The organism is Mycolicibacterium brumae, from assembly GCF_025215495.1.
Lineage (GTDB): Bacteria > Actinomycetota > Actinomycetes > Mycobacteriales > Mycobacteriaceae > Mycobacterium > Mycobacterium brumae.
This window is the reverse complement of the sequence record NZ_CP104302.1, coordinates 1224870-1251390: the sequence shown is the minus strand read 5'-3', so window position 1 is coordinate 1251390 and position 26521 is coordinate 1224870. Positions and strand designations below refer to the sequence as shown.

The 26521-nt window shown below is 66.4% G+C and carries 22 protein-coding genes and 1 pseudogene; 12 read left to right on the top strand and 11 right to left on the bottom strand.

Features of this window, described 5'->3' with window-relative positions:
- The first annotated feature begins 314 nt into the window (after positions 1 to 314).
- Genes L2Z93_RS06195 through L2Z93_RS06185 form a run of 3 tightly spaced genes read left to right on the top strand, consistent with a single transcriptional unit; the run spans position 315 to position 3509 of the window.
- Complete coding sequence (locus L2Z93_RS06195) at positions 315 to 2006, top strand: nitrite/sulfite reductase (protein WP_128111914.1); 1692 nt, start codon at positions 315 to 317, stop codon at positions 2004 to 2006.
- A gap of 25 nt (positions 2007 to 2031) precedes the next feature.
- The gene (locus tag L2Z93_RS06190) at positions 2032 to 2760 is read left to right on the top strand and encodes a phosphoadenylyl-sulfate reductase (RefSeq protein WP_090586687.1); all 729 of its coding nucleotides are present in this window, start codon (positions 2032 to 2034) and stop codon (positions 2758 to 2760) included.
- A complete protein-coding gene (locus L2Z93_RS06185) occupies positions 2739 to 3509 on the top strand; it encodes a sirohydrochlorin chelatase (RefSeq protein WP_090586689.1) in 771 nt (256 codons plus the stop codon). Before L2Z93_RS06190 ends, L2Z93_RS06185 begins: the two co-directional genes overlap by 22 nt.
- Before the next feature lie 45 nt (positions 3510 to 3554).
- Here the strand turns inward: L2Z93_RS06185 and L2Z93_RS06180 are convergent, their stop codons facing one another.
- The 5 genes from L2Z93_RS06180 to L2Z93_RS06160 form a co-directional block, all read right to left on the bottom strand.
- The gene (locus tag L2Z93_RS06180; protein WP_090586691.1) at positions 3555 to 4583 is read right to left on the bottom strand and encodes a sulfate/molybdate ABC transporter ATP-binding protein; all 1029 of its coding nucleotides are present in this window, start codon (positions 4581 to 4583) and stop codon (positions 3555 to 3557) included.
- Between the two features lie 32 nt (positions 4584 to 4615).
- On the bottom strand, positions 4616 to 5428 hold the full coding sequence (gene cysW / locus L2Z93_RS06175) for a sulfate ABC transporter permease subunit CysW (RefSeq protein WP_090586694.1): 813 nt from the start codon (positions 5426 to 5428) through the stop codon (positions 4616 to 4618).
- Complete coding sequence (gene cysT / locus L2Z93_RS06170) at positions 5429 to 6286, bottom strand: sulfate ABC transporter permease subunit CysT (protein WP_090586697.1); 858 nt, start codon at positions 6284 to 6286, stop codon at positions 5429 to 5431.
- Positions 6283 to 7311 (bottom strand): sulfate ABC transporter substrate-binding protein, encoded by a 1029-nt coding sequence (locus L2Z93_RS06165; protein ID WP_090586700.1) that lies wholly within the window; start codon positions 7309 to 7311, stop codon positions 6283 to 6285. The genes cysT and L2Z93_RS06165 overlap by 4 nt, the downstream gene beginning before the upstream one ends.
- Positions 7312 to 7640: 329 nt before the next feature.
- Entirely contained in the window at positions 7641 to 7835 is a 195-nt protein-coding gene (locus L2Z93_RS06160) for a hypothetical protein (protein WP_090586702.1), read from the bottom strand.
- A 103-nt stretch (positions 7836 to 7938) separates the two neighbouring features.
- Between L2Z93_RS06160 and L2Z93_RS06155 the strand changes: the two genes are divergently transcribed.
- The 6 genes and pseudogenes from L2Z93_RS06155 to L2Z93_RS06130 all read left to right on the top strand — a co-directional run bounded on the left by L2Z93_RS06155 (position 7939) and on the right by L2Z93_RS06130 (position 14166).
- Positions 7939 to 9894 carry a glycoside hydrolase family 15 protein gene (locus L2Z93_RS06155; RefSeq protein WP_090586705.1) on the top strand — a complete coding sequence of 652 codons (1956 nt, stop codon included), beginning with the start codon at positions 7939 to 7941 and terminating at the stop codon, positions 9892 to 9894.
- A 124-nt stretch (positions 9895 to 10018) separates the two neighbouring features.
- On the top strand, positions 10019 to 10786 hold the full coding sequence (locus L2Z93_RS06150; RefSeq protein ID WP_090586707.1) for a GntR family transcriptional regulator: 768 nt from the start codon (positions 10019 to 10021) through the stop codon (positions 10784 to 10786).
- Positions 10783 to 11010 (top strand): 4Fe-4S dicluster domain-containing protein, encoded by a 228-nt coding sequence (locus L2Z93_RS06145; protein WP_090586710.1) that lies wholly within the window; start codon positions 10783 to 10785, stop codon positions 11008 to 11010. The genes L2Z93_RS06150 and L2Z93_RS06145 overlap by 4 nt, the downstream gene beginning before the upstream one ends.
- A gap of 69 nt (positions 11011 to 11079) precedes the next feature.
- A pseudogene (locus tag L2Z93_RS06140) lies at positions 11080 to 11430 on the top strand (DUF222 domain-containing protein); the annotation flags it as partial.
- 75 nt (positions 11431 to 11505) lie between these two features.
- Entirely contained in the window at positions 11506 to 12819 is a 1314-nt protein-coding gene (locus L2Z93_RS06135; protein ID WP_090586715.1) for an ISL3 family transposase, read from the top strand.
- 142 nt (positions 12820 to 12961) lie between these two features.
- Positions 12962 to 14166, top strand: a protein-coding gene (locus tag L2Z93_RS06130) for an IS3 family transposase (RefSeq protein ID WP_090585282.1) whose coding sequence is annotated in 2 segments (ribosomal slippage) — positions 12962 to 13217 and positions 13217 to 14166 — 1206 coding nt in all. Because the reading frame shifts where the segments join, the coding sequence is not laid out codon by codon here.
- A 192-nt stretch (positions 14167 to 14358) separates the two neighbouring features.
- Here the strand turns inward: L2Z93_RS06130 and L2Z93_RS06125 are convergent.
- The gene (locus tag L2Z93_RS06125) at positions 14359 to 16254 is read right to left on the bottom strand and encodes a heavy metal translocating P-type ATPase (RefSeq protein WP_234786291.1); all 1896 of its coding nucleotides are present in this window, start codon (positions 16252 to 16254) and stop codon (positions 14359 to 14361) included.
- A 332-nt stretch (positions 16255 to 16586) separates the two neighbouring features.
- Here L2Z93_RS06125 and L2Z93_RS06120 point away from each other — a divergent pair, with 332 nt between their 5' ends.
- The 3 genes from L2Z93_RS06120 (at position 16587) to L2Z93_RS06110 (ending at position 19121) form a co-directional block, all read left to right on the top strand.
- Positions 16587 to 17027: a hypothetical protein gene (locus tag L2Z93_RS06120; protein ID WP_090593675.1), complete on the top strand. Its 441-nt coding sequence runs from the start codon at positions 16587 to 16589 to the stop codon at positions 17025 to 17027.
- A 92-nt stretch (positions 17028 to 17119) separates the two neighbouring features.
- Positions 17120 to 17470, top strand: coding sequence for a hypothetical protein (locus L2Z93_RS06115; protein ID WP_128111873.1), 351 nt, complete (start codon positions 17120 to 17122; stop codon positions 17468 to 17470).
- A 133-nt stretch (positions 17471 to 17603) separates the two neighbouring features.
- Complete coding sequence (locus L2Z93_RS06110) at positions 17604 to 19121, top strand: multicopper oxidase family protein (protein WP_234786290.1); 1518 nt, start codon at positions 17604 to 17606, stop codon at positions 19119 to 19121.
- Between the two features lie 78 nt (positions 19122 to 19199).
- On the opposite strand, the gene L2Z93_RS06105 is transcribed toward L2Z93_RS06110, so the two are convergent.
- The 5 genes from L2Z93_RS06105 to L2Z93_RS06085 all read right to left on the bottom strand — a co-directional run bounded on the left by L2Z93_RS06105 (position 19200) and on the right by L2Z93_RS06085 (position 26361).
- On the bottom strand, positions 19200 to 20423 hold the full coding sequence (locus L2Z93_RS06105) for an MFS transporter (protein WP_090593687.1): 1224 nt from the start codon (positions 20421 to 20423) through the stop codon (positions 19200 to 19202).
- Positions 20424 to 20473: 50 nt separating this feature from the next.
- Positions 20474 to 21586, bottom strand: coding sequence for a PLP-dependent cysteine synthase family protein (locus tag L2Z93_RS06100; protein ID WP_090593678.1), 1113 nt, complete (start codon positions 21584 to 21586; stop codon positions 20474 to 20476).
- A gap of 92 nt (positions 21587 to 21678) precedes the next feature.
- The gene (locus tag L2Z93_RS06095) at positions 21679 to 22119 is read right to left on the bottom strand and encodes a hypothetical protein (protein ID WP_090593675.1); all 441 of its coding nucleotides are present in this window, start codon (positions 22117 to 22119) and stop codon (positions 21679 to 21681) included.
- 109 nt (positions 22120 to 22228) lie between these two features.
- The gene (locus L2Z93_RS06090; RefSeq protein WP_090593672.1) at positions 22229 to 24718 is read right to left on the bottom strand and encodes a helicase C-terminal domain-containing protein; all 2490 of its coding nucleotides are present in this window, start codon (positions 24716 to 24718) and stop codon (positions 22229 to 22231) included.
- 323 nt (positions 24719 to 25041) lie between these two features.
- A complete protein-coding gene (locus L2Z93_RS06085; RefSeq protein WP_090593670.1) occupies positions 25042 to 26361 on the bottom strand; it encodes an IS256 family transposase in 1320 nt (439 codons plus the stop codon).
- Positions 26362 to 26521 lie beyond the last annotated feature (160 nt).

The window sequence follows — 26521 nt, the reverse complement described above, 5'->3', positions numbered from 1 at the left end:
TCTCGCAGAGCACACCCGGCTCGCATTCCGCGCGCTCCCCTGACCTGCCCTGATTGGGTGTGCCGGGGGCTTTCGTGGCAGAATGGGCCAGGTGTCCGCAGCAACCAGCCCAGCCCCCGGGGATTCCTTGACGCTGCGCCGGCACATCGACCACATGCGGATGTCCAGCTGTTGCTGTCCGTGTTGATTCTGCGTTGATCTCGGAAACCCTGCCAACACTGCACGTTTAGACCGGCACCGAAGATCCGCGCCGCCGGATCAGCCCCGGTAGCGAGCGCGTTCGGTGTGTCGGCGACAACCGACTTGGAGCACACATGACGGAGACAGCGGAAAAGCCCGCCCGCCCGGCCCGACCCGCCCGGGCCCCCCGCGACGAGGGGCAGTGGGCGCTGGGCAGCACCGACCCGCTGAACCACAACGAGGCGTTCAAGAAGGAAGACGACGCCCTCAACGCCCACGACCGGGTGATCGAGATCTACTCGAAGCAGGGGTTCAGCTCCATCCCGACCGACGACCTGCGCGGCCGGTTCCGCTGGCTGGGCCTCTACACCCAGCGCAAGCCCGGCTACGACGGCACCTTCACCGGCGATGACAACACCGACATGCTCGAGGACGAGCACTTCATGCTGCGGGTCCGTTGCGACGGCGGCGCGCTGACCACCGCCGCGCTGCGCACCATGGCCGGGATCTCCACCGAGTTCGCCCGGGACTCCGCCGACATCACCGACCGCGGCAATATCCAGTACCACTGGATCCGGATCGAGGACATGCCCGAGATCTGGCGCCGGCTGGGTCAGGTCGGCCTGGGCACCACCGAGGCCTGCGGTGACTGCCCGCGCACCATGCTGGGCTCGCCGCTGGCCGGGGATTCCCTCGACGAGGTGCTCGACGCCTCCCCCGCGCTGCGCGAAATCGTCCGCCGCTACGTCGGCAACCCGGAGTTCTCCAACCTGCCGCGCAAGTTCAAGACCGCGGTGTCGGGGCTGCAGGATGTCGCGCACGAGATCAACGACGTCTCGTTCGTCGGCGTCAACCACCCCGAGCACGGCCCCGGCCTGGACGTCTGGGTCGGTGGCGGGCTGTCCACCAACCCGATGCTGGCCCAGCGTCTCGGCGTCTGGGTGCCCCTGGATGAGGTGCCCGACGTCTGGGAGGCCGTGACGTCGATCTTCCGCGACTACGGCTACCGGCGGCTGCGGTCCAAGGCGCGGCTGAAGTTCCTGGTCAAGGACTGGGGGCCGGAAAAATTCCGCGAGGTGATGGAGACCGAGTACCTCAAGCGGAAGCTGATCGACGGGCCCGCGCCCGAGCAGCTGGCCCATCCCGTCGACCACGTCGGCGTGCAGAAGATCCGCAACGGGCTCAACGCCGTCGGCTTCTCCGCCATCGCCGGCCGCGTCACCGGGACCATCCTGACCCAGGTCGCCGACCTGGCCGAGGCGGCCGGATCCGATCGGGTGCGACTGACCCCGTACCAGAAGCTGATCATCATGGACGTGCCCGACGACAAGCTCGACGAGCTGGTCAGCGGCATGGAGGCCCTCGGATTGTCGTCGCGGCCGTCGAACTGGCGGCAGAACCTGATGGCCTGCACCGGCATCGAGTACTGCAAGCTCAGCTTCGTCGACACCCGTGGCCGCGCCCAGGGTCTGGTGCCGGAACTGGAAGGCCGGCTGGCCGACCTGAACGCGAAGCTGGACATGCCGGTGGGCGTGCACCTCAACGGCTGCCCGAACTCCTGCGCCCGAGTCCAGGTCGCCGACATCGGCTTCAAGGGCCAGATGGTCGACGACGGCAACGGCCCCGAGGAGGGCTTCCAGGTGCACCTGGGTGGCAGCCTCGGCGCGGACAGCGGCTTCGGCCGCAAACTGCGTGGCCACAAGGTGCTGGCCACCGAACTCGTCGACTACATCGAGCGGGTCACCCGCAACTACGTGGAACAACGCGAAGACGGGGAGCGTTTCGCCCAGTGGGCGGTGCGCGCCGACGAAGAAGCGCTTCGCTGAGTTCTATAGAGGGGTAGGCCGCACGATGGCACTAGACACCACCACCGAAGACCAATTGCGCGAGATCGCCGCCCGCGGCGCCGCCGAGTTGGACGGCGCGGACGCCGAGGAACTGCTGCGCTGGACCGACGAGACCTTCGGCGGCCACACCGTCGGCGAGCGGTCCGGCTATCTGGTCGCCTCGAACATGCAGGACGCCGTGCTGGTGGAGATGGCCGCCAAGGTCCGCCCCGGCGTGGAGATCCTGTTCCTGGACACCGGCTACCACTTCCCGGAGACCATCGGCACCCGTGATGCGGTGGAAGCCGTCTACGACGTGCGGGTGCGCAATGTCGTCCCGGAACGCACCGTCGCCGAGCAGGACGCCGAATTCGGCGCCGACCTGTTCTCCCGGGACGCCGCGGCCTGCTGCCGGATGCGCAAGGTCGAGCCGCTGTCGAAGGTGCTCGGCGGGTACACCGCCTGGGTGACCGGCATCCGCCGGGTCGAGGCGCCCACCCGCGCCAACGCCCCGCTGATCTCCTTCGACGAGGCGTTCGGGCTGGTGAAGATCAACCCGATCGCGGCCTGGTCGGATGATCAGATGCAGGAGTACATCCACACTCACGGCATCCTGGTGAACCCGCTGGTCGACGAGGGCTATCCGTCGATCGGGTGCGCGCCGTGCACCGCCAAGCCGGCCCCGGGATCGGATCCGCGCAGCGGACGGTGGGCCGGGCAGACCAAGACCGAATGCGGATTGCACGCCTCGTGACCCTGGTGCTGACCGCGCACGGCAGCGCCGACCCTCGTTCGGCGACCGTGACGCGGGCGATCGCCGGGCGGATCCGTCGGATCCGCCCGGATCTGGACGTGCGGGTGGCGTTCTGTGAGCAGAGCTTTCCCGCACTGCCCGACGTGCTCGGTTCGCTGCGCGGGCCTGCGGTGGTGACCCCACTGCTGCTGGCCGACGCCTATCACTCCCGCGTCGACATCCCCGCGTTGATCGCTGCCTCCGGCGTCGAGGCCCGGCAGGCGCCGGTGCTGGGCAATGATCCGGCGCTGCTGGCGGTGTTCCGGCAACGGCTCACCGAGGTGGGAGTGTCCCGGCACGACGACGGCCTCGGGGTGATCGTGGCGGCCGTCGGTTCCTCCGATCCGTCTGCGAACGCCGCGACGGCAGAGGTCGCCCGCCGGGTGGCGTCCGGAACCCGTTGGGCGGCAAGCACTGTCGGCTTGGCCACCCGCCCGCACCCGTCGCTGGCCGAAGCGGAGGAGAAGCTGCGCGCCGCCGGCGCGCAGCGGATCGTCGTCGCCCCGTGGTTTCTGGCCCCCGGGGTGATCACCGACCGGGTGGCCGAGTTCGCCCGCGCCCGCGGCTTCGCGATGGCGCAACCGCTGGGCGCGCACAATCTGGTCGCCGCCACCGTGCTGGACCGCTACGAGCTGGCGCTGACTTCGGTCTCTGGGACTTGGTCGGTCGCGGCGCCGCCTGTTGCGGTCGCTCAGCGTCCTGGCGCCTGAACCGGCAACCCCATCTCCTCGGCCGCGACCGTGCGCCTAGCGCGCTCAGCCCTCGGCGGTCTGGGGCTCCCCAGCGACCGGCGGCACCCGGGTGGCCCGCACGTACACCGTCTCGCCGGGGGTGATCTGCAGCGCCTCGGCGTCCCCGCGGGTGATCTGGGCGGTGAACGGCTCACCGGTCAGCGCGCTGGTCAGCTCGACGCGGACCTCGAAGCCCAGCCGCACCACCCGGTCCACCACGGCGCGGGTCACCCCGGTGCTCTCCGCGGTGCCGTCGCTGGCCGCGATGGCCAACTCCGGGTTGCGGCCGACGCGAATATCGTGCGGGCGCACCAGGATTCCGTTCAGCGAGCTCACCGTGCCCAAAAAGCCCATCACGAAGGCGTTGGCCGGGGAATCGTAAACGTCATCGGGTGAGCCGACCTGCTCGACGCGGCCCTTGTTGAGCACCGCGACCCGGTCGGCGACGTCGAGGGCCTCGGCCTGGTCGTGGGTGACCAGCACGGTGGTGACGTGCACCTCGTCGTGCAACCGGCGCAGCCAGGTGCGCAGGTCGTCGCGGACCTTGGCGTCCAGGGCGCCGAACGGCTCGTCGAGCAGCAGCACCTCCGGGTCGACGGCCAGCGCCCGGGCCAGCGCCATCCGCTGCCGCTGACCGCCGGAAAGCTGGCTGGGGTACCGGTTCTGGAAGCCGGCCAGCCCCACCACCTCGAGCAGGTTGTCCACCTTCTCGGCGATCTCGTCCTTGGGCCGCTTGCGGATCTTCAGCCCGAACGCGACGTTGTCCCGCACGCTCAGGTGCTTGAACGCCGCGTAGTGCTGGAACACGAACCCGATGCCGCGCTTCTGCGGCGGCACCCCGGTGACATCGCGGCCGTTGATGGTGATGGTGCCCGAATCGGGGTGGTCCAGGCCGGCGATGGCCCGCAGCAGAGTGGATTTGCCGGAACCGCTGGGGCCCAGCAGCGCGGTCAGCGACCCGGACGGGACGACGAAGTCGACGTTGTCCAGCGCCGCGAAGTCACCGTAGTGCTTATTGGCGCCGGTGACCGTGATGGCGTTGTCGGTGGACATCGAGATTCTCCTTGGCAGCTATTCCGCGGCGGCTATTCCGCTGAGCTCTTGCGGCGGGCGTCGAGCACGATCTGGACGACCAGCACCAGCACCGCCACCGTCATCAGCAGGGTGGACAGCGCCAGCGCGCCGTACTCGTTGCCGAGGTTGTAGCGGTCGGCGACCAGCAGCGTCAGTGTCTGGGATTGGCCGGGCAGGTTGGAGGCCACCATGATCACCGCGCCGAACTCACCGAGGGTGCGGGCGACGGTCAGCACGATGCCGTAGGTCAGGCCCCAGCGGATCGACGGCAGGGTGATCCGCCAGAACGTCTGCCAGCCGGTGGCCCCCAGCGTCGCGGCGGCCTCCTCCTGATCGGAGCCCAGCTCGTGCAGCACCGGTTCGACCTCGCGGATGACGAACGGAACGGTGACGAAGATCGACGCCAGCACGATGCCGGGGAAGCCGAAGATGATCTTGATCCCGAAGTCGTTCTCCAGGAACCCGAGCAGGCCCGAGGATCCCCACAGCAGGATCAGCGCGACGCCGACCACCACCGGCGACACGGCGAACGGCAGGTCGATGACGGCCTGCAGCAGGCTCTTGCCGCGGAATCGCCGCCGGGCCAGCACCAGGGCGGTGGGCACCCCGAAGATGACGTTCAGCGGCACCACGATCGCCACCGTCAGCAGGGTCAGGTTCAGCGCGGAGATGGCCGCCGGGGTGGTGATCCAGGACCAGAAGTAGGCGAAGCCCGGTTCGAAGGTGCGGTACAGGATCAGCCCGACGGGCACCACCACGAGCAGGCCGACGTAGGCCAGCGCGGTGAAGCGCAGCAGGTAGCGGATCGCCGGGGACAGGGTCATCTACTGGGCCTGCTCTTCACGGCGCGCGGCCCGGGATCCGACGGTCCGCAGGATGAACAGCACGGTGAACGAGATGCTCAGCAGCACGATCGAGATGGCTGCCGCGCCGGTCGGGTCGTCGTTCTCGATCAGGGTGCGGATCCATTGCGAGGACACCTCGGTTTCGCCGGGGATGGCGCCACCGATGAGCACCACCGAGCCGTACTCGCCGATCGCGCGGGAGAACGCCAGCCCGGCCCCGGATAGCAGCGCGGGCAGTAGCGCCGGCAGCACCACCTTGATGAAGATGGTCCGGCCGTTGGCGCCCAACGACGCCGCGGCCTGCTCCACTTCCTGGTCCAGTTCGATCAGCACCGGCTGCACGGAGCGGACCACGAACGGCAGCGTGACGAACAGCAGTGCCACCCCGATGCCCCACTTGGTGTGCTGCAGCTGGATGCCGAGCGGGCTGTGCGGCCCGTACAGGGCCAGCATCACCAGGCTCGCCACGATGGTGGGCAGCGCGAACGGCAGGTCGATGACGGTGTCGACGAGCCGTTTTCCGGGGAAGTCGTCGCGGGTCAGCACCCAGGCCACCAGCAGCCCGGCGACCGCGTTGACCGCGGCGACGCCGAACGAGACGCCGATGGTGACCCGGAACGACTCCAGCGCGGCATTGGAGGTGACGGCCGCCCAGAACGCCGCCCAGCCGCCCTTGGCGGACTGCAGCAGAATCGCCGCCAGCGGCAGCAGCACGATCAGCGACAGCCACATGGTGGCCAAGCCGATCTGCAGCGACATCCGGCCGCGGCGCGGGCCGGGCGCAGGCGCGGAGACCGGCTCCGGCGGGATGGTGTTGGCCCCGGTGACGGCGGTCATCCGGTGGCCTGCTTGTAGATCGCGGTGATGGAGCCGTTCTCCTTGTCGAACAGCGCCGGGTCGACGACGTCCCAGCCGCCGAGGTCCTCGATGGTCCAGAGCTTCTGCGGGGCCGGGAACTCGCGGGAGTACTCGGCTGCCACCGCGGGGTCCACCGGCCGGAATCCGGCTTCGGCCCACAGTCGCTGGCCGGCCTGGGTGTAGAGGTAGTTGTTCAGCGCGACGGCCTGCTTCTGGTGCCGGCTGGTGCTGGTGACCGCGACCGGATTCTCGATCCGGAAGGTCTGGTCCGGGACGACGTACTCGATGGCGTCGCCGCGCCGTTTCGAGTTGATCGCTTCGTTCTCGTAGCTCAGCAGCACGTCGCCGGTGCCGCGCAGGAACACGTCGGTGGCCTCCCGGCCGGAGGCGGGCCGGGTGCGGACGTGTTCGTCGACCAGCGTGCGGACGAAGTCCAGTCCGGCTTGCGGGTCCTTGCCGCCGTCGCTCTTGGCGGCGTAGGGGGCCAGCAGGTTCCATTTCGCCGAACCGGAACTCAACGGGCTCGGGGTGACCACCTCGACGTCCGGCGCCAGCAGGTCGTCCCAGTCGTGGATGTTCTTCGGGTTGCCGGGGCGCACCACCAGCGCGACGACGGAGCCGAACGGGATGCCACGGGTCACGCCGGAATCCCAGTCCTCGGCCACCTTGCCTGCTTTGACCAGCCGGGCGACGTCGGGTTCGACGGAGAAGTTGACCAGGTCGGCGGGTTTGCCGTCGACCACCGAGCGGGACTGGTCGCCGGAGGCGCCGTAGGAGGTGGTGACGTCGACGCCCTCGCCCTCGGGGGTGGCGGCGAACGCCGGGATGACGGTGCTCCAACCGGGCTCGGGAACCGCGTAGGCGACCAGGGTCAGGATGGTGTCGGCGTCCCGGTTCTCCCCGCCGGGGACATCGCTGGGCCCGCCCCCGCAGCCGGCCGACAGCGTGACCGTCAGGGCCAGCGCGGCGAGCGCGCGCCGACGGGATCTGATTGGCAGGGTCATGCGGTGGGGCCTTCCGGTCGTCTACATACGTCAGCGGGCGCCCGGCGACGCGGAAGGAGCGAGGGGTGGACGCGACGCGGCACGGTCCGCGACGCCGCCGTCACCCGACCGCGCGGGCCAGGGTCAGCGACAACAGCAAGCGTCGGCGTCAACGCGTGAGGCGACGTCGCGACCTGCTGTTTTCATGGGGCGAAGGTTACCAGAGCCGCTGTTGGACGAGCTTGTGGTCAACCGCTGCGACGCCGGTCAGCGGGTGAACAGCCACAGCACGACGACGAGCGCCAACAACCCGATCAGCGCCAGGTGCACCCGGGACCGGGGCATGCCGCTCATGACCGCTCCGCCCGGCCGCGCCGCAGCCGATGGAGCAGTTCGATCGCCCGGCCGAGCACGGCGTCGCATCCCACCGCCAGGCCGTAGGCCAGCAACAACACCACCGGCATCACGACGATCACCTGCAGCACGAAGCCGAGGCCGGTGACCCACAACTCGACACCGTCCCACCAACCCAGGAATCCGTCCATCGCCGTCCACCCTACGGCGACCGGCGGTCGCCCGAGCCACGGGCATGATCACAAGTTGGGAGTTCGGTCGGCATTAAGTTCAGCGGGAGCCGATTATGTATCGATGAGCACCGAGCGTGACGCCGCCGAGGACGACGACATTTCGCCGCCGGCCCGCAACCCGTTCCCGCCGATCGCCGATTACGGATTCCTGTCCGACTGCGAGACCACCGCGCTGATCTCTTCGGCGGGGTCGGTGGAGTGGATGTGCGTGCCCCGCCCGGACTCCCCCAGCGTGTTCGCCGCGATCCTGGATCGCGGGGCCGGGCACTTCAAGCTCGCGCCCTACGGGGTGGCGGTGCCCTCGGCCCGGCGGTACCTGCCCGGCGGGCTGATCCTGGAGACCACCTGGCAGACCCACACCGGGTGGCTGGTGGTGCGTGAGGCGCTGGTGATGGGCCCGTGGCACGACGTGGACTCCCGGTCCCGCACGCATCGGCGCACCCCGATGGATTGGGACGCCGAGCACATCCTGCTGCGCACGGTGCGCTGTGTGTCCGGCACGGTCGAGTTGGCGATGAGCTGCGAGCCGTCCTTCGACTACCACCGGATCCCGGCCGCCTGGGAGTACTCCGGCCCGGCGTACGGGGAGGCCATCGCCCGCGCGTCGCGCAATCCCGACGAGCACCCGGAACTGAAGCTGACCACCAACCTGCGGTTGGGGCTGGAGGGGCACACCGCGCTGGCCCGGACCCGGCTCAGCGAGGGCGACAATGTGTTCGTCGCGCTGAGCTGGTCGGGCAATCGGGCGCCGCAGTCCTTCGAGGAGGCGGCCGGCAAGATGTGGCGCACCGCGGAGTGCTGGCGGCAGTGGATCAACGTCGGCGATTTCCCGGACCATCCGTGGCGGGCGTACCTGCAGCGCAGCGCGCTGACGCTGAAGGGGCTGACCTATTCGCCGACCGGCGCGTTGCTGGCGGCGTCCACCACCTCGCTGCCGGAAACCCCGCACGGGGAACGCAATTGGGACTACCGGTACGCCTGGGTGCGCGACTCTACGTTCGCGCTGTGGGGGTTGTACACACTCGGCCTGGACCGCGAGGCCGACGACTTCTTCGCGTTCCTGGCCGATGTGTCCAGCGGGCAGAACGGCAAACGCCATCCGCTGCAGGTGATGTACGGCGTGGGCGGTGAGCGCAGCCTGGTCGAGGCGGAGCTGCCGCACCTGTCCGGCTATGACGGCGCGCGGCCGGTGCGGATCGGCAACGGGGCGTTCGACCAACGCCAGCACGACATCTGGGGCACCGCGCTGGACTCGGTGTACCTGCACACCAAATCCCGCGACCAGGTGCCCGACCACCTGTGGCCGATGCTCAAGGACCAGGTCGAGGAGGCCATCAAGCATTGGCGCGAACCCGACCGCGGCATCTGGGAGGTGCGCGGCGAACCGCAGCACTTCACCTCCAGCAAGATCATGTGCTGGGTGGCGCTGGACCGGGGGGCCAAACTGGCCGAACGCCAGGGTGAGAAGAGCTACGCCCGGCAGTGGCACAAGATCGCCGCCGACATCAAGAACGACATCCTGGCCAACGGCGTCGACGACCGCGGGGTGCTCACCCAGCGCTACGGCGACCCGGCGCTGGACGCCTCGCTGCTGTTGGCGGTGCTGACCCGGTTCCTGCCGCCGGACGACCCGCGGATCCGGGCCACCGTGCTGGCCATCGCCGACGAGCTCACCGAGGACGGCCTGGTGCTGCGGTACCGCGTCGAGGAGACCGACGACGGGTTGTCCGGCGAAGAGGGCACCTTCACCATCTGCTCGTTCTGGCTGGTGTCGGCGCTGGTCGAGATCGGCGAGTTCAAGCAGGCCAAACATCTGTGCGAGCGGCTGCTGAGCTTCGCCAGCCCGCTGCACCTCTACGCCGAGGAGATCGACCCGGGCACCGGCCGGCACCTGGGCAACTTCCCGCAGGCGTTCACCCATCTGGCGCTGATCAACGCGGTGGTGCACGTGATCCGCGCGGAGGAGTCGTCGACCTCGGACAATTCCGGCGGGTTCCAGCCGGCGCACGCGCCGTGACCTAACGTCATCGCGAGCACAACCGGTCCGAGCGGCCCACCGGGTGGCGCAATGCCGCGGCCGGAGTGTTTCGTCTCTAGCGTCAATCCTCACACCGTCAGCCCACGGATGAGGACGTCCCCCGATGACCGCCGAGATCACCGCCGCCCCCGGGTCCGCGCCGCCGCGCCGGTCCCGGGCCGACCAGGCCCGCCTGGTCAGCGACGTGTTGTGGCACCAGATCCACTCCGGCGGGCACGCCGACGGGCTGCCCGGGGAAGCCGAACTGGCCGCGGGCTTCTTCGTGTCCCGCAACGCCGCCCGCGAAGCGCTGGCGACGCTGGCCGCCGAGGGCCTGATCGACCGGGCGACCCGGGTCGGAACCCACGTCGCGGTCCGCAAGTTCGACCACGGACTGGATGAGCTCGTCGGATTGAAGGAGACCTTCTCCGGCTACGGCGAGATTCGCAACGAGGTGCGCGCCGCCACCGCGGTGAGCGCGCCGCCGGCGATCGCCGAGCGACTCGGCGTGCCACCCGGGGCCGAGGTGGTGTTCATCGAACGCCTGCGGTTCCTGGGCGACCTGCCGTTAAGCCTGGACACCACCTACCTGGTCCGTGAGATCGGCGCCGAGGTGCTGCGACGGTCGTTGGAATCCAACGATGTCTTCGCCCTGATCGAACAGGTCACCGGACGACGGTTGGGCGCGGCCACCCTGGCGGTGGAAGCGGTTGCCGCCGACGCGCATTCGGCAGCGCTGCTGCGACTGCCGCCCGCCGCGCCGGTGCTGTTGATGGAACGCCTCACCCACGCCGACGACGGAGCCCCCGTCGACCTGGAATACATCCGGATGCGCGGCGACCGGATCACGCTGCGCGGCAACCTCACCCGAACGGACGGAGAACAGTCATGAGCCTGGTCAATCAGCGCGTCGACGTGCCGGTCACCATCGATGAGTCACTGTGCATCGAGGGCTGCAACCTCTGCGTGGAGGTCTGCCCACTGGACTCACTGGCCATCAACACCGAAACCGGCAAGGCGTTCATGTACGTCGACGAGTGCTGGTACTGCGGACCGTGCGCGGCCCGCTGCCCCACCGGGGCCGTCACGGTCAATATGCCCTACCTCATCCGCTGACCACTACCGGGAACACCACCATGAGAACCTCTCTGCGCCTGAAACTCTCGGCCACCGCCCCCCACCGAACTCGGCGCGAAATCCTGGACCGAAGTGCTCGCCCAACGTCTGCGCTGCTCCCGCGGCGAAGCCCGCCACCGCATCAACGACACCCACACCTTCGGACTACGCCACACCCTCACCGGAGACGTGTTGGAACCCCTGCTGCCCGAAGCGGCGGCCGCCATCGCCGACGGCCGCATCGGCCCCGAACACACCACCATCCTGCGCGACTTCACCACCCACCTACCCACCACCATCGACCCGAGCGACAGATGCGAGGCACTGCGCCAACTCGCGCACATCGCCGCCGACTACACCCCCGAACAAACCGGCTCTTCCGGAATGACGGTGCGTGGATGGGCGCTGCGGTCGGGGTGAGGGTGGGGATGTAGGCGGGCCCTGGGGTGTGAGGATGGGAGTTCCTACACAACCGTTCTCACTCCCACAGGACCCATGTCTGAGCCTACGTGCCTTGTTGCCGACACCATCTGCCGAACCGTCGAACTGGGGGTGACGATCACCGGCGCGGCGATCGCTGAAGAGCTGACCTGGATCGACTGCCGCCCCGTGGCCCACGACAGCAGGTGCGGCAAGTGTGGCCACGAGGGGTCGCTGCGTGATCATGTCCAACGGGTCGTGACCGATCTGCCAGTGGCAGGCCATCCCACCCGACTGCGGATCCAGGTGCCCCGCTTCGTCTGCGGCAACGACGACTGCGCCATGAAGATCTTCCGGCAGAAGACTGACCAGGTTGTTGCACCGAGAGCTGCCACGACACGTCGGTGTGCCCGGTGGATCTTGCAGCGATTGGCCATCGACAAGATGTCGATCTCTGCGATCGCCAAGGCGCTGAAAGTCAGCTGGGACACCGTCGAATCGGTCGCCGCCGAGGTGGCCCGCGACCTGGTCTTCGGTGATCCCCATCGCCTTGACGGGGTCCGCTACCTCGGGGTCGATGAACACAAGTGGAAGCACCGCCGCGGCCAGGGCGGCGCCGATTTCGTTACCGTCATCGTCGATCTGACCCCGGTCATCGACGGCACCGGGCCAGCTCGGTTGTTGGACATGGTCGCCGGGCGTTCGGCTGGGGTGTTCACAGACTGGCTGCAGGCCAGGGACCCGAACTTTCGCCGGCGGATCCAGGTGGTGGCCATGGATGGGTTCGCCGGGTACCGCACCGCGGCCGCCGAAGCACTGCCCACGGCGCGGGCGGTGATGGATCCGTTCCATGTCGTGCATCTAGCCGCCGAGAAGCTCACCGTGTGCCGCCAACGCATCCAACAGGACACCTGCGGGCATCGGGGACGCACCGGGGATCCGTTGTTCGGGATCCGACGAATCCTGTTGACCCGCACTGAATTACTCAGCACCAAGCAGAGAACCAAACTCGAGGCTGCCCTGGCTACCCATGACGCGCACACTGCAGTCGAGGTGACCGCCTGCTTCTACCAAGACCTCATCGCCGCTTACGCTCACCCCGATCGGCGGGCCGGCAAGCTCGCGATGTTCACCTGCCTCAAACGCATCCGCTCCGGCCTACCCAAGGGCCTCGAGGAACTGGCCCAGCTCGGCCGAAGCCTGTGGCGCCGCCGCGCCGAGATCTTGGCCTACTTCGACGTCGGGATCTCCAACGGCCCCGTGGAAGCCATCAACGGCCGCCTGGAACACCTGCGCGGCATCGCCCTGGGATTCCGCAACATCAACCACTACATCCTGCGAGCACTCATCCACTCCGGCCAGATTCAAGACCGCATCAACGCACTCTGAAACCGGAAGAGCCAACAAACCCGCCAATACGCCCACCGCCTCATGTCCCTCCTACACCCCGACGGGGTGTTGAGGATGCCCCCGTTCGGTAGACATCCCGATTGGTTTGGCAGCGTGCTGCTGGCCGGGAAAGGATGTTGTTGTGGGCACGAAGAAGAGGGCGTCGTATACGCCGAAGTATCGGCATGAGGCCGCGCATTTGGTGATTGACACCGGGCGCTCGATTGCCGAGGTGGCCCGAGAAATCGGGGTTGGTGAGGCGTTGCTGGGCCGCTGGGTGGGTATTGAGCGCGCACAGATGGATTCGGCACCGGAAGCCTTGGACGCTGATGAGCGCGCTGAGTTGGAGCGCCTGCGGGTGGAGGTTTCTGAATTGCGAATGGATCGGGAGTTTCTAAAAAAAGCCGCAGCCTTCTTCGCGAAGGAGACCGGTCCGAACCCGCCGAGGCGTTCGCACTGATCGACGCGGAGAAGGCCATGTTCGGTGTCAGCCGGTGCGCTCGACTGCTGGGGGTCTCTCGCTCGGGTTACTACAAGTGGGTCAAAGCCCGCGACGCCGGGCCCGGCCCGCGCGCGCAGCGGCGCGCCGAGCTCACCGTGGCGGTCAAGGCTGCCCATGAGGAATCCGACGGGGTCGACGGCGCTCCGCGGATCCTTGCGACGCTGCGCCGGCAGGGCGAAACCGTGTCTCGTAAGACAGTGGCGAAGATCATGGTGGACAATGGAATTGAGGGAATCAGCCCGCGCACATGGCGCCCGCCGACCACGATCGTTGATGATCGGGCGCACACGTTGCCGGATCTGGTGGGCCGGCGTTTCGACCAGGGCGCGTTGAACAAGGTGTGGACCTCTGACATCACCTACCTGGGTACCGACGAGGGCTGGTTGTACCTGTGTGCGGTCCGTGACGGTTGCTCGCGTCGGGTACTGGGATACGCGTTCGCCGAAACCTTGCACACCGACGTGGTGGAGGCCGCGCTGCGCCGGGCGCACCTGTTCCGGGACCCGGCGACGGGACCGATGGAGCGAGTGATTTTCCATGCGGATCGCGGGTGCCAGTACACCTCGGCGCAGATGTTCTCCGTGGCCGAGGAATTGAATGTGCGTCAGTCCGTCGGGCGAACCGGGGTGTGTTGGGACAATGCGCAGCAGGAGAGTTTCTGGTCGACATTGAAATCGGAGTTTTATCACCGATGGCATTTCGCCACGCACGCTGAAGCTATTCACGCGGTAGCGAATTGGATTGAGAACGTGTACAATTGGCGTCGGCTCCATAGTTCACTCGGGTATCTCAGTCCAGTGGATTTCGAGACATTGATGATCAACCAAGCGGAGCAAGCCGCTTAACCGGTGTCTACCGAACGGGGGCAACCCCACATTAGCTCCTACGGGCGCATAACGTGCGGGTCCACTAGCTTGAATGGACTCGTCATGCCGCCAGGCCGTGATGGTGGTGGGCGCCAGATATTTCATACTGGCGTGTTTGCGCTGACGTAGGCCCCGAGTCCGGTGGTGAACTTGATCGATCTCGCTATCGTTTCACCCGATCACACGGCGGGTGGCCGACTGCGGTCGTAGGTCCAGTCGACGCAGCAACTGCGAGTTCAGGGCGACAACAACGGTGGAGGCAGACATCAGCATGGCTCCAACGCTCATGGGCATCACAAATCCGACCGGAGCGAGCACTCCGGCAGCCAACGGCACGGCGATCAGGTTGTACCCGGCTGCCCACCAGAGGTTCTCCTTCATCTTGCGGTAGCTCGCACGCGACAGTTCGATGACAGAAATCACCGACCGGGGATCTGAACTGGCGAGAATCACCCCAGCCGACGAGATCGCCACATCGGTGCCGGCCCCGATGGCGATTCCCACATCAGCTTGAGCCAACGCTGGGGCGTCGTTGACTCCGTCGCCGACCATGGCCACCTGATGCCCCTCATCCTGCAGTTCTTTGACCGCAGCTGCCTTGTCTTCGGGCCGGACCTGGGCGAATACGCGGTCTACGCCGAGCTCATCGGCGACAGAGGCTGCGACCGCATGCGCGTCACCGGTGATCATGACCACTGAGATCCCCAGCTTGTGCAAGGCTTCGACGGTGTCGCGTGACTCTGGCCGAATGGCGTCGGACAGCCGCAACGCGCCCGCTACCCGCCCGTCGATGACAACGTGCAAGATGATGGCGCCTTCCTCTCGCCATTGATCGGCGATCGGCAGCTCCTGGCATCCCACCTGTTTCAGCATCATCGGTCCGCCGACCTTGACAGTGACGCCGGAGACGTCCGCGGTGACGCCCAACGCGGGTTCAGAGGAAAATCCCTTCGCGACCGGCAGATGCAATCCCCGTTGTTTTGCGGACGCGACGATCGCACGGGCTAGCGGATGTTCGCTGTCGACTTCTGCGGCGGCCGCCATGGCCAGCACCTCATTTGCGGGGGATTCAACCGAGTGGATGTCGGTGACGGTTGGAGCCCCTTCGGTCAGTGTCCCCGTCTTGTCGAAGAACACCACGTCGACGTTGCGCATTTGCTCCAGTGCCAACCTGTCCTTGATCAACACCCCGCCGCGCGCCGCGCGTTCGGTGGCTATGGAGACCACGAGCGGGATCGCTAGGCCGAGGGCGTGTGGGCAGGCGATCACCAGGACAGTGATCACCCGAACAACAGCCTCGTCAGGCTGGCCGATGGCCGACCACACCACAGCCGTGACAATGGCGGCGGCCAAGGCGAACCAGAACAGCCACCCGGCGGCCCGATCGGCGAGGCGTTGGGCACGCGACGTTGATGCCTGCGCGTCGGCCACCATTCGCTGAATCCCGGCCAATGCCGTGTCTTCGCCCACGGCTGTGACCTCGACCCGCAACCCCGAGTCGGTGGCCACCGTTCCTGCGACCACTTGATCTCCGCGTTGTCGACGGACAGGGCGGGATTCCCCGGTGACCAAGGACTCATCCAGATTCGCGGCGCCCTCCACGATCCGGCCGTCAGCCGGCACTGAGCCACCCGGGCGGACGACAACCACGTCCCCCGCGCGGAGTTCGCTGGGATCCACCTCGACAACCGCGCCGCCTTCCACACGTTCAGCCTTGGCGGGGAGCAACGCGGCGAGGGAGTCCAACGCGGAGGTGGTGTGAGCCAGCGAGCGCATCTCGATCCAGTGCCCCAACAGCATGATCACCACGAGCAACGCGAGTTCCCACCAGAAATCGAGTTGGTGGTCCAAAACGCCCAGGCTCGAACCCCAGGAAGCGACGAATGCCACCGTGATCGCCAGCCCGATAAGCAGCATCATCCCCGGTTTCCGGCGGCGAATCTCGTCGGCGGCACCCACCAGGAACGGACGACCTCCGACGAGATAAATCACGGTGCCCAGCAGGGGCGAGACCCACTGAACCCAGGTGCCTTCCGGCAACTGATACCCCAGCAGGTCCGCGAACATCCCATTGAAGCCCACCACGGGCGCCGCTAAGGCCAAGGCGGCCCAGAACAGGCTCCGGAATCGTGCGACGTGGTCTCCGTGGCCTGCGTGGCTTCCACGCTCTCTGTGAGGGTCAAGTGGGTGGCCCCGGCCGTGATCACCCGGTCCGGGGTGCGGGGAGTGATCATGTCCGTGCTGATGCGGCCCGTGGGTATGGCCGGCGGCCTTCGGAGAGTGGTCCATACCCGCAACATATACCCCTAGGGGGTATAAAGCAACGGCGTTGCGTCGGGAAAATCACGATCGGGTCTCATACCCCTCGGGGGTATCCGAATCGTGCTAGCTTGGCGGGCATGACCGTTGTGGCGCACCGCGAACCCCGCGGCGCGCAACGGTGGCTGATCGCGTTGATCGTGATCGTTTTCACTGCCATCCCGACCGCGCATTGCCTTGCCGGGGCCGGCCAATCGGCCGGCTCTTCCGCAACGTCCACCCATGCGCACGCGGTGGCCCCATCGTCGGATGGTTTCGCCGAGGCACTGTCGATCGCGGTGATCGACCACGCACACGCCGACCCCGTGCCGGTGGACGCCTGGTGCTCAGCGCTCGGCATGGTGGGCGTGCTGATCCACGCCGACAACCCCGGCCGCAATCTCCTGGTGCTGGCCGCTGTGCTGCTCACCCTCGGCGCCCTGCTGTGGGGACGCCAACCAATCCGAGGCCCGCCCCGGGGCACTCAGGTCGCCAGCTCCGGCCGCGACATCCTGCATCGCCACTGCGTCATTCGGCGCTGATCCGGCTCTCCGGGCACGGCGGCACACCGCCACGCCCAGATGAGTCCACCTCAGCACCCGGCCACCCCACGGCCACGACGCAGGAAACAACCATGACCAAAACCTTCTCTCCACATCCGACACTTGACGGCATCAGGCTCAGGGGCTTCCCTCTGCGCGCCGCTTCAATGGGAATCGCCTTGGTGGCGGTTGCTGCCACCGTGTCCTTCGCAGGCGGAGGCATCGCGATCAGTCTCGCCAACCACCAAAGCGCACTCGAAGAGCCCCGCGACCAAGCGCCGAAGACTGCGATTCCAGGTCCGACAGCTCGCGAGGGCAACAGTGACGCCGGCCAGATGGCGCCGCGGAGCAAGCGAAAGCGTTACAACGCCAACGGTCGAGTGTTCGTGCCTCGGCATCCCTACGCCGACACCGACCCGTCGGCCGGCAGCTCCAACTTCTAATCGCAGAACTCGAAGGCGACCTGTCTCAGGTCCGCCGATCGAACGATGCTGCCCAACATGCGCTGACCACGCGCCAACCACCAAACCATCACTCGCGGTCTATTTCACCGACCGCGTCACCGAAAGGGACACCGTGTACACCCCCAGAGAAAATGCGCGCGAGAGCAGTTCCGGCTTCGGCCGTGAACTGTCGCGGCGAGGATTCCTCATCACCGCTGCAGGCGGCCTCGTTTTGGCCGCCGGCTGCGGGCAGACGTCTGATACCGCGGACTCGACGCCCACATACGCCGACGCCATCGAGCAGGCGGAAGCCGCACGCCCCCGTTCTGGCCGCACCGTCCAGGCCGTGTTGACCGCGAAACCGCAGGCGGTGGATCTGGGCGGCGTTATCGCGCAGACCCAAGCTTATAGTCCAGAGTTGCCGGGTCCCCTACTTCGCGCGAAGGTGGGCGATCAGTTGGAGGTGACCGTCGTCAACGAGCTGAGCAAGCCAACGTCGTTGCACTGGCATGGGCTTGCGCTGCGAAACGATATGGATGGGGCAGAGCCAGCAACGCCGAATATTGCGCAGAGCGAACGTTTCACCTACCGATTCACCGCCCCGCACCCTGGCACCTATTGGGCGCATCCTCACACGCCACTCGACGCCGACCGCGGACTGTACGTGCCTGTGGTGATCGACGCCGCCGACGAGGCGACCGACTACGACGCCGAGTGGATCGTCATGATCGACGATTGGACAGACGGTGTGGGCCGATCACCGGAGCAGGTGTTCGAGGACCTGAACAAACCCATGGGGCACATGCCTGGGATGCACTCCATGGAAGGGATGGGCGAGCAAAGCGACAGCCTCCTCGGCGCAGGCGGGGACGTCACCTACCCCCATCATGTGATCAATGGCCGCATCCCGTCAGCGCCGACTTCATTCCGCGCGACACCCGGCCAGCGCATCCGGATGCGAATAATCAACGCCGGAGCCGACACGGCGTATCGGATAGCGCTGGGCGGCCACACCATGACAATCACCCACACCGACGGGTTCGCGGTACAGCCGGTGGAAACCGATGCGGTCCTCGTCGGGATGGGCGAGCGCTACGACGCGATAGTGACTGCCGGGGACGGAGTGTTCCCGTTGGTCGCCGCCGCCGAAGGAAAGGATGGTCTGGCGCGGGCGAATCTGGTCACCGCCGAAGGCCACGCGCCCGAAGCCGGGTTTCGGCCGGCCGAGCTCACGGGTCGAGTCCTAACGATCGACGAGCTGCGCTCGGACCCATCGGTCGATCTGGGCGCACTGCAGGACCCAGTCGAGCTGTCGGCTGCGCTGACCGGAGGCATGGGCAGCTACGACTGGGGAATCAACGGAAAGCGTCACCCCGACATCGATCCTTTCCGGATAGGAATGGGCGACAACGCGGTGATCACCTTCGCGAACCACACGATGATGTGGCACCCGATGCACCTGCACGGCCACACCTTCCAGGTGCTGAGGCCCGACGGCAGCCGCGGTCCACGAAAAGACACCGTGATCGTCAAACCCATGGAGGCCGTCAAGGTCGCCCTGGTCGCCAACAATCCGGGGACCTGGCTCCTGCACTGCCACAACACCTATCACATGGACGCCGGGATGATGACCCAACTGAACTACACCTAGCCAGTCCGATTAGGAGCCTCGAACAGGGGCGCGGACGACCGACGAAGATTGGGCCGTCCGCGCCCCTACCGATGACGTCTAGCTTGTCGCCGAGACTTCAACGGACGTCGGCTCTTTCCGGCCGGCCAGCATCCCCGCGTGCCGAAGCGTGAACACCGCGAACGCACTCAACAGCCCGACAGCGGTGAGCGCCAGCCAAAGCAACGACGGCGCGCCCTTCTCCTGTGCGATCTCAAAAAGTCTGCCAGCCAACAGATTTCCAGCGAGGATGCCAACCCCGACGATCGTGTTGTACAGGCCGTAGTGGGTCGCGACGAGCCGGTCACGCGCCAGCATGACGACACTGTCCATCTCGAACGGAAACGTCGCAATTGTGCCGAGCGCCAACAACGTAGCCGTGGCCATCAGCGCCAGAACCGCCACAAAGGGCCCAAAGGTCGACGAGGTCGGTGCCAATGTCAACGGCAAGAAGGCGGCCGCGGTGACCAGCAGGCCTAGTACCAGGGAACGACTGGAGCCGAATCGCTCTGCCAACCACCGTGTCAGGCGCACCTGCCCCAGGATCGAAACCAATCCCGAGATCACGAAGATTCCCGTCACCAGGGCAGTGTCGGAGACGTTGACCCCGGTGAGGGCCTGCGCCTGCAGCGGCAATGCCAGATAGACCTGGAAGGTGAGCACGTAGAACCCGATCATCGCCGCAGCGAACAGCAGGAACGGCTTATTAGACAGGACCGAACACCACTCCGCCAAGACCGGCTCCCGCTCCCCTGCGCTGCGGGCCGGATGCGGGGGCAGCGCGGTCAGCTGCAGTACCGCCAGCGCTGCGAACACCAGAGCAGCCACTGCGCATGTGATCCGGAAATCCCAGGCGACCATGGTCAGACCGAGGACCGGGCCCAACAAGATACCGGCCTGATAGAACACATTGAAGACGGCGAAAGCCTCTACCCGCCTTGGACCCGAGTCGGCAGCCAGGTAGGCCCGCACCGCGGGATTGAACAGCGCCCCAGCGAAACCTGTCGCCGCTGACGCGATCAGGATCGCCGGGAGGGTGTCGCTGAACGCCAGCAGCAGGAACCCCGCCGTGCGCAGCACGCTGCCGGCGACGATAAGGGGGCGATACCCGAAACGATCTGCCAGCGTGCCTCCAATCAGGAACATGCCCTGCTGGGAGAAGTTTCGGACACCCAAGACCAGTCCAACAATCCACGCCGCCATACCCAGGGGGCCGGCGAGGTAACCGGCAAGGTAGGGCATCAGCATGTAGAAACCGACGTTGATGCCGAACTGGTTGACCATCAGCACCTGGCTGGGTCGGTCGAAAGACTTGAACTCCCGAAACGTGGAGATCACTTCGACCGGCCAATCGGATCGATGACCTGAGTCAGCCGCGTCCACCGGCCGACTATCCGCTCCCCAGGATCGCCGACCACATCTGGCGACGCCGCCGGAGGACGATCAAGCAAGTCGTGCCGGGCGCAGTAATCGTCGTCGTAAATGGTGCCGTGGTAGCGCAATGGATTGTCCGGAAACACCGCAGCGACGGTGGTCTCTGGCGATGATGTTCGCGCAACCCACGCGGCCACCAACGCGACGGCGCCGACACTCCAGCCGCCGGTGGCGTGATGGGTGGCCGCTAGAGTGCGGCAGGCCCACACGGCCTCATTCGGCGCGACCCAATGCGCCTCGTCGAACGCCTCGTAGTCGACATTGCCGGGATAAATACTTGATCCCAACCCGCGCATCAGTCGTTCGCTCGCGGGCTGGCCAAAGATGGTCGAGCCAATCGTGTCAACGCCGACCAGGCGCAAATGCGGGTTGTGTTCACGCAGAACCCTCCCCACCCCAGCAGAGTGACCACCCGTGCCAACCGAGCAGACCAAGGTGTCGACGACGCCAAGTTGATCGATGAGTTCCTCGGCCAACCCCCGGTACGCAGCTACGTTGTCGGGGTTCTGATACTGATCAGGGCACCACGAGTTCGGTTCGTCGGCGAGGATCTCAGCGACCCTGTCCTTCCGGGCCTTCTGCCAGCCACCCACAGGGTGCGGTTCAGCGACCGTGACCACCCGAGCGCCGTACGCGGTGAGCATCCGGTGGACGATCGGCTCAAGCCCCGGATCGGCCACCAGCACCACCGGATGCTCATGGAGGATCCCGGCCAACGCTAGGCCCAACCCGAGCGTGCCACTGGTGGATTCGACGATGGTTCCTCCGCGCCGGAGATCGCCCCTCGCGCGCGCCTGTTCGACCATGTGCAACGCTGGTCGATCCTTCATTCCGTTGGGATTGTGGCCCTCTAGCTTCGCCCAGAAACCAGCCTGTCCGCCTGCTGGATGTGGGTCCGCCAGAAGGTCGGAAATCCAAAGCACCGGCGTGTTGCCGACAAGTGTGTTGGGGTCGTGAAACCGCGGCCCTCGATGGGTGCAGCTGCGACGTGACGATAGAACGGTTTTGGTCATGGTTGTTTCCTGCGTCGTGGCCGTGGGGTGGCCGGGTGCTGAGGTGGACTCATCTGGGCGTGGCGGTGTGCCGCCGTGCCCGGAGAGCCGGATCAGCGCCGAATGACGCAGTGGCGATGCAGGATGTCGCGGCCGGAGCTGGCGACCTGAGTGCCCCGGGGCGGGCCTCGGATTGGTTGGCGTCCCCACAGCAGGGCGCCGAGGGTGAGCAGCACAGCGGCCAGCACCAGGAGATTGCGGCCGGGGTTGTCGGCGTGGATCAGCACGCCCACCATGCCGAGCGCTGAGCACCAGGCGTCCACCGGCACGGGGTCGGCGTGTGCGTGGTCGATCACCGCGATCGACAGTGCCTCGGCGAAACCATCCGACGATGGGGCCACCGCGTGCGCATGGGTGGACGTTGCGGAAGAGCCGGCCGATTGGCCGGCCCCGGCAAGGCAATGCGCGGTCGGGATGGCAGTGAAAACGATCACGATCAACGCGATCAGCCACCGTTGCGCGCCGCGGGGTTCGCGGTGCGCCACAACGGTCATGCCCGCCAAGCTAGCACGATTCGGATACCCCCGAGGGGTATGAGACCCGATCGTGACCGAGGCCCGTCCGGTTTGGCGCTGTAGTCACTTCGACGAACCGGTTTGAGGGTCATCCAAGTTTGATTGCTTGGGTATAGCCGAAAAGTTCATTGGCCCGCAGTTTATGACCGGCTAGCAGGCCGTTGATGGCGTCGGGCTGATCCCAGCGGCCCGCCGTGACGAGGGCGTCCGCAAAATTACACACCGCAGATCTCAGGGCACCCATGCGGGTGTCCGTGATGACGCGCGCGCCGTTCGGAGCGCTGGCGTCCTTGGCCAGGGTGTTCGATGGGTGGATCAAGATCGGCAACGCCGAGCTGCTGGCGTCGTACTGCCTGTTGAACCAGTTGATAGAACCGGCCAGTTGGTTGATGTATCCCTTCTGGATGTACTTCGCCGTCGAGCCGCTCTTGGCTTCGATCACCCAGTATTTGAGTTGCCCGAGTGCCCAGAGCCCGTCCGGCCCCTGCCCGATGTCGTGTTCGGGTCGCTGCGCGGCAAGTCCGATGTGCATCGCGAGGTCAACAAGCGCTCGCTCGAATTCGACAGTTCGCTCAGGGTCGAATCGCAGATCTTCGATCAGAGCTTCGATACCCATCCTGATCTCGACCTTGTCCTTGTATCGCCGTGTCAGATAGTCACTGGCGGCAATCGCCTGGTGGTCCGACCCAGACAGTTTTTGGTAGGTGTTGCCCACCAGCGGCCGCAGTACTGATGTGTTCTTGGCTCGCGCAGCAGTCAGAATTTTCTGCGCTTCAGCAGGATTGGTGCGATCAACATAGGTCGCCTTCTGTTCGAGAAGCCATCCCTGGAGGCGGGTGTCACTGGTGCCAGCGATGCCCACTGACAACGCCTCCCCAGCTGCGGCGAGGTCTCCCGCCACAGCCCGGTCGAATGCAGTCCGACGGGCGATAGCAGCTGCGCTGACGTGGCCCGGCGAGGGGGGCACATGAGCCAAACCTCGGCGAGCGTAGGCGACCCATGCCGGGTCGCGATCCAGTGCCTGTCGCGCGACATCGATGATCGCCGGCAGTGGTTGGTCTTCTAGACCTCCGGCCAACTGCCGCGACTGCTGAAGCTGAGCTTGAGTCGCCGGGCTGAAACGCGCCAGCGTATCCGGGTTGTAGACAAGTTGGGTCAGCCGCGCGCCCAGCAGGAAGACAACGCAGTGGTCCTCGTTGCTTCGCACACCACGGCCCATTCCCTGCTCGATGCGCTGCACCTGTCGGTCGTCAGTGCCCGATGTGTGCGTGGTCAACTGGGTTTCAAGGCGTTCTTCGCCGCTAAATGCCTCCGGCAGCCCATCGATGACCAGGACGCGGCATGCTTCACCAGGCAGGTCGATCCCGTCGTACTTGCCGACCAACACGACCAGGCCGACCGTTCCGCTGCGCAACTGCTCAACCGTGTCAGCGACGGCATCTGCGCGCACGATCTTGCTCTCATCGATGTGGGGTAGCCACAACTTGGCTACACGCTCACTCGGTGCAATCACGACAACGTTGCGATTGTCGGCCAGTTCTGCGATGCCCGCCCGCACGTCCTCGACGGCCAGCTGCGGGTTCAGCTCCATCGGCGCCAAGATCATGCGCTCACCGATGTCGCCGGCAGTTTGCGGCGTGATCGGTGTAGCCACGCTGCCGGGATCGGCGCCGAAGTCTGTCACCAGCACGGAATCGTCAGCCAACGTGGCGGTCAGGTAGATCCGCCGTTTGGCCGCGTCGAAGTTGACGATGTGCCCGACCGGGCTACACAGCGGGGTGATCGTCACCTGCCTACCGGTGAACACGGTCCTGCTGTACTCCAGCACGTCCCTGACCGCCGCCCATGACCAGTAAATATGCTGGTGTTCCTTTGCTTTGTTCTGCGCAGAATGCAGGATCTTGCGGGCTCCTTCGAGGTGCGACCGCCACACCCAGAACGGCACCCGCAGCAGCGCGCCCGGGCTCTGCTCGGCCACATCGAGCAGCTCATTGGGCGAGTACGCCTCCAGATCGTCGCGGAACTCCGCGAGGAGCTCCTTGAACGTGGGGTCCTCGTAGGGAATGCTGATCGATAGACAATCGCGCGCGGTGCTCAGAGCGGCGTGCGCATCATCGATGACGACGACACCGATGGGTGCCGGTGTCTTCGTCGGCCGCTGCCGAAACACCGATCGTCCGTTGAACAGCTTCCAGGCATTGATGACACAGATCGCCTGTCCCAGGCGGTATTTCGGACTGTCGGGATCCTCGACGACGGAGAGCCCGATATGGTGGGCCTCCTCGATCACTTGGCTAACCAGGTACTTGTTAGGCGCGACATAAAGTGCAGGGCCTAGATCTTCGTTGAGATAGCTCTGCAAGATGATCAGCCCATCAATCGTCTTGCCCGCCCCGGTGTTCACCTTAATGATCAGGTCACGCTGGGCGCGGCGCTCGTGCCAAGCGGACAGAACCTGACCCTGGACATCACGTAGGTACCCATACCCCTCAGCCTTGCTCGGCAACGAGGCGAACAGTTCGCGCGGCTCGATCGGCGCAGCCTGTTCTCCGTCTGCCAGCAGCTTGTTGAAGTCCATCCGTTCATTCTCCCGGTCGGCCCATGGTCACCTCCCGGCCGGTTCCCGACGGTCACCCGGTGGGGCCAAACACGCGTCAGCCACTGTAGATGTCCTCGCCGTATCGGTGTCCGCTGTGACGGCCACGTGAGGGCGGCGATGCTGTCGGCCGAGCACTCGGGAGCCTTCGACTTATATACCCCCATGGGGTACATGCTTCGGCTGATGCGTATTCACGTCGGTGGCACCGCTACAGATAACACTGTTCCCCACGGGGATTCAGGGGCGCTGACCGTACGTCGGGCGCAGTGGAGAAATTGTCAAGACCTGTGGATCGGGGTGTTTCAGGCGACCTCCGTTCCGGTGCGCTCGTGACCGTTTGAAGGCGGTTGCGGTGGTGTGATGTCGGTGGGCCGTTCGAGCAGTTTGCCTTTGTGGAAGACCGCGCCGGCGCGGACCAGGGCGACCAGGTGCGGGGCGTTGACGGCCCGCCAGCGGGCTTGTGCGGCGTCGATCAGCTTGTAGGCCATGGCAATCCCGGCCGCGCGTGATCCAGGCCCCTTGGTGACCTTGGTGCGCAGTCGCACCGTGGCGAAAGTGGATTCGATCGGGTTGGTCGTGCGCAGGTGAATCCAATGCTCGGCCGGGTACTTGTAGAACTCGAGCAGGGTGTCGAGGTCGTCGGTGATCTTGGCGACGGCCTTGGGGTATTTGGCGCCGAAGTCGACCTCGAAAGCCTTGACCGCGACCTGCGCCTTGTCGATGTCCTCGGCGTTGTAGATATCCTTGATCGCCGCCAACGCCGACGGATGTGCCGACTTCGGCAGTGCGGCAAGGACATTGGCCTGCTTGTGAAACCAGCACCGCTGCTCACGGGTCGCCGGGAACACTTCGCGGACCGCCTTCCAGAACCCGAGGGCGCCATCGCCCACGGCCAACACCGGGGCAGCCATCCCGCGGCGTTTGCAGTCGCGCAGCAGGTCGGCCCACGACTCGGTGGACTCCCGATACCCGTCGGTGATCGCGACCAGCTCCTTGCGGCCATCGGCACGCACGCCGATCATCACCAGCAGGCACAGCTTGGTCTGCTCCAGGCGCACCTTGAGGTGGATGCCGTCGACCCACAGGTAGACGTAGTCGGTACCGGACAGATCACGGCGCCCGAACGCCGCGGCTTCGTCCTGCCACTGCGCGGTCAGCCGGGTGATCGTCGACGCCGACAACCCCGCACCCGAACCGAGGAACTGCTCCAACGCCGCAGTGAAGTCGCCGCTGGACAGCCCATGCAAGTACAGCAGCGGCAACACCTCACTCATCTGCGGGGACTTCCGTGCCCACGCCGGCAGTATCGCCGAGGAAAACCGCTGCCGCACACCTGTATCGGGGTCCACGCGGCGGTCGTTGACCCGCGGCGCCTTCACCTCGACCGCGCCGGCCGCGGTCAGCACCTCACGCGGCTGGTGGTAGCCGTTGCGGACCACCAACCGATGGCCGTCCTCATCGAGCTGGTCGGCGAACTGGGCCACGTAGGCGGCGACCTCGGCTTGCAGTGCCGCGGCCAGCATCTGCCGGGCGCCGTCACGGACGATCTCGTCCAACAACGACCGACCGGCACCGCCGGTGCTTTCATTGGCCTCGGTGGCATCGTGAACTACGGTGAGCATGGGCGTACCTTCCCGAACCAGCGCGCCAACGCCGGCTCATGATCGGACCTTCGGATATTCAGATCATCCTCGGGAAGGTGCGCCCACTTTCACGCCCCCTCACCGAGGGTCATCCACAGGTTCTGATCATTGCTCGGCGCAGTGTTATACACCCCCGAAG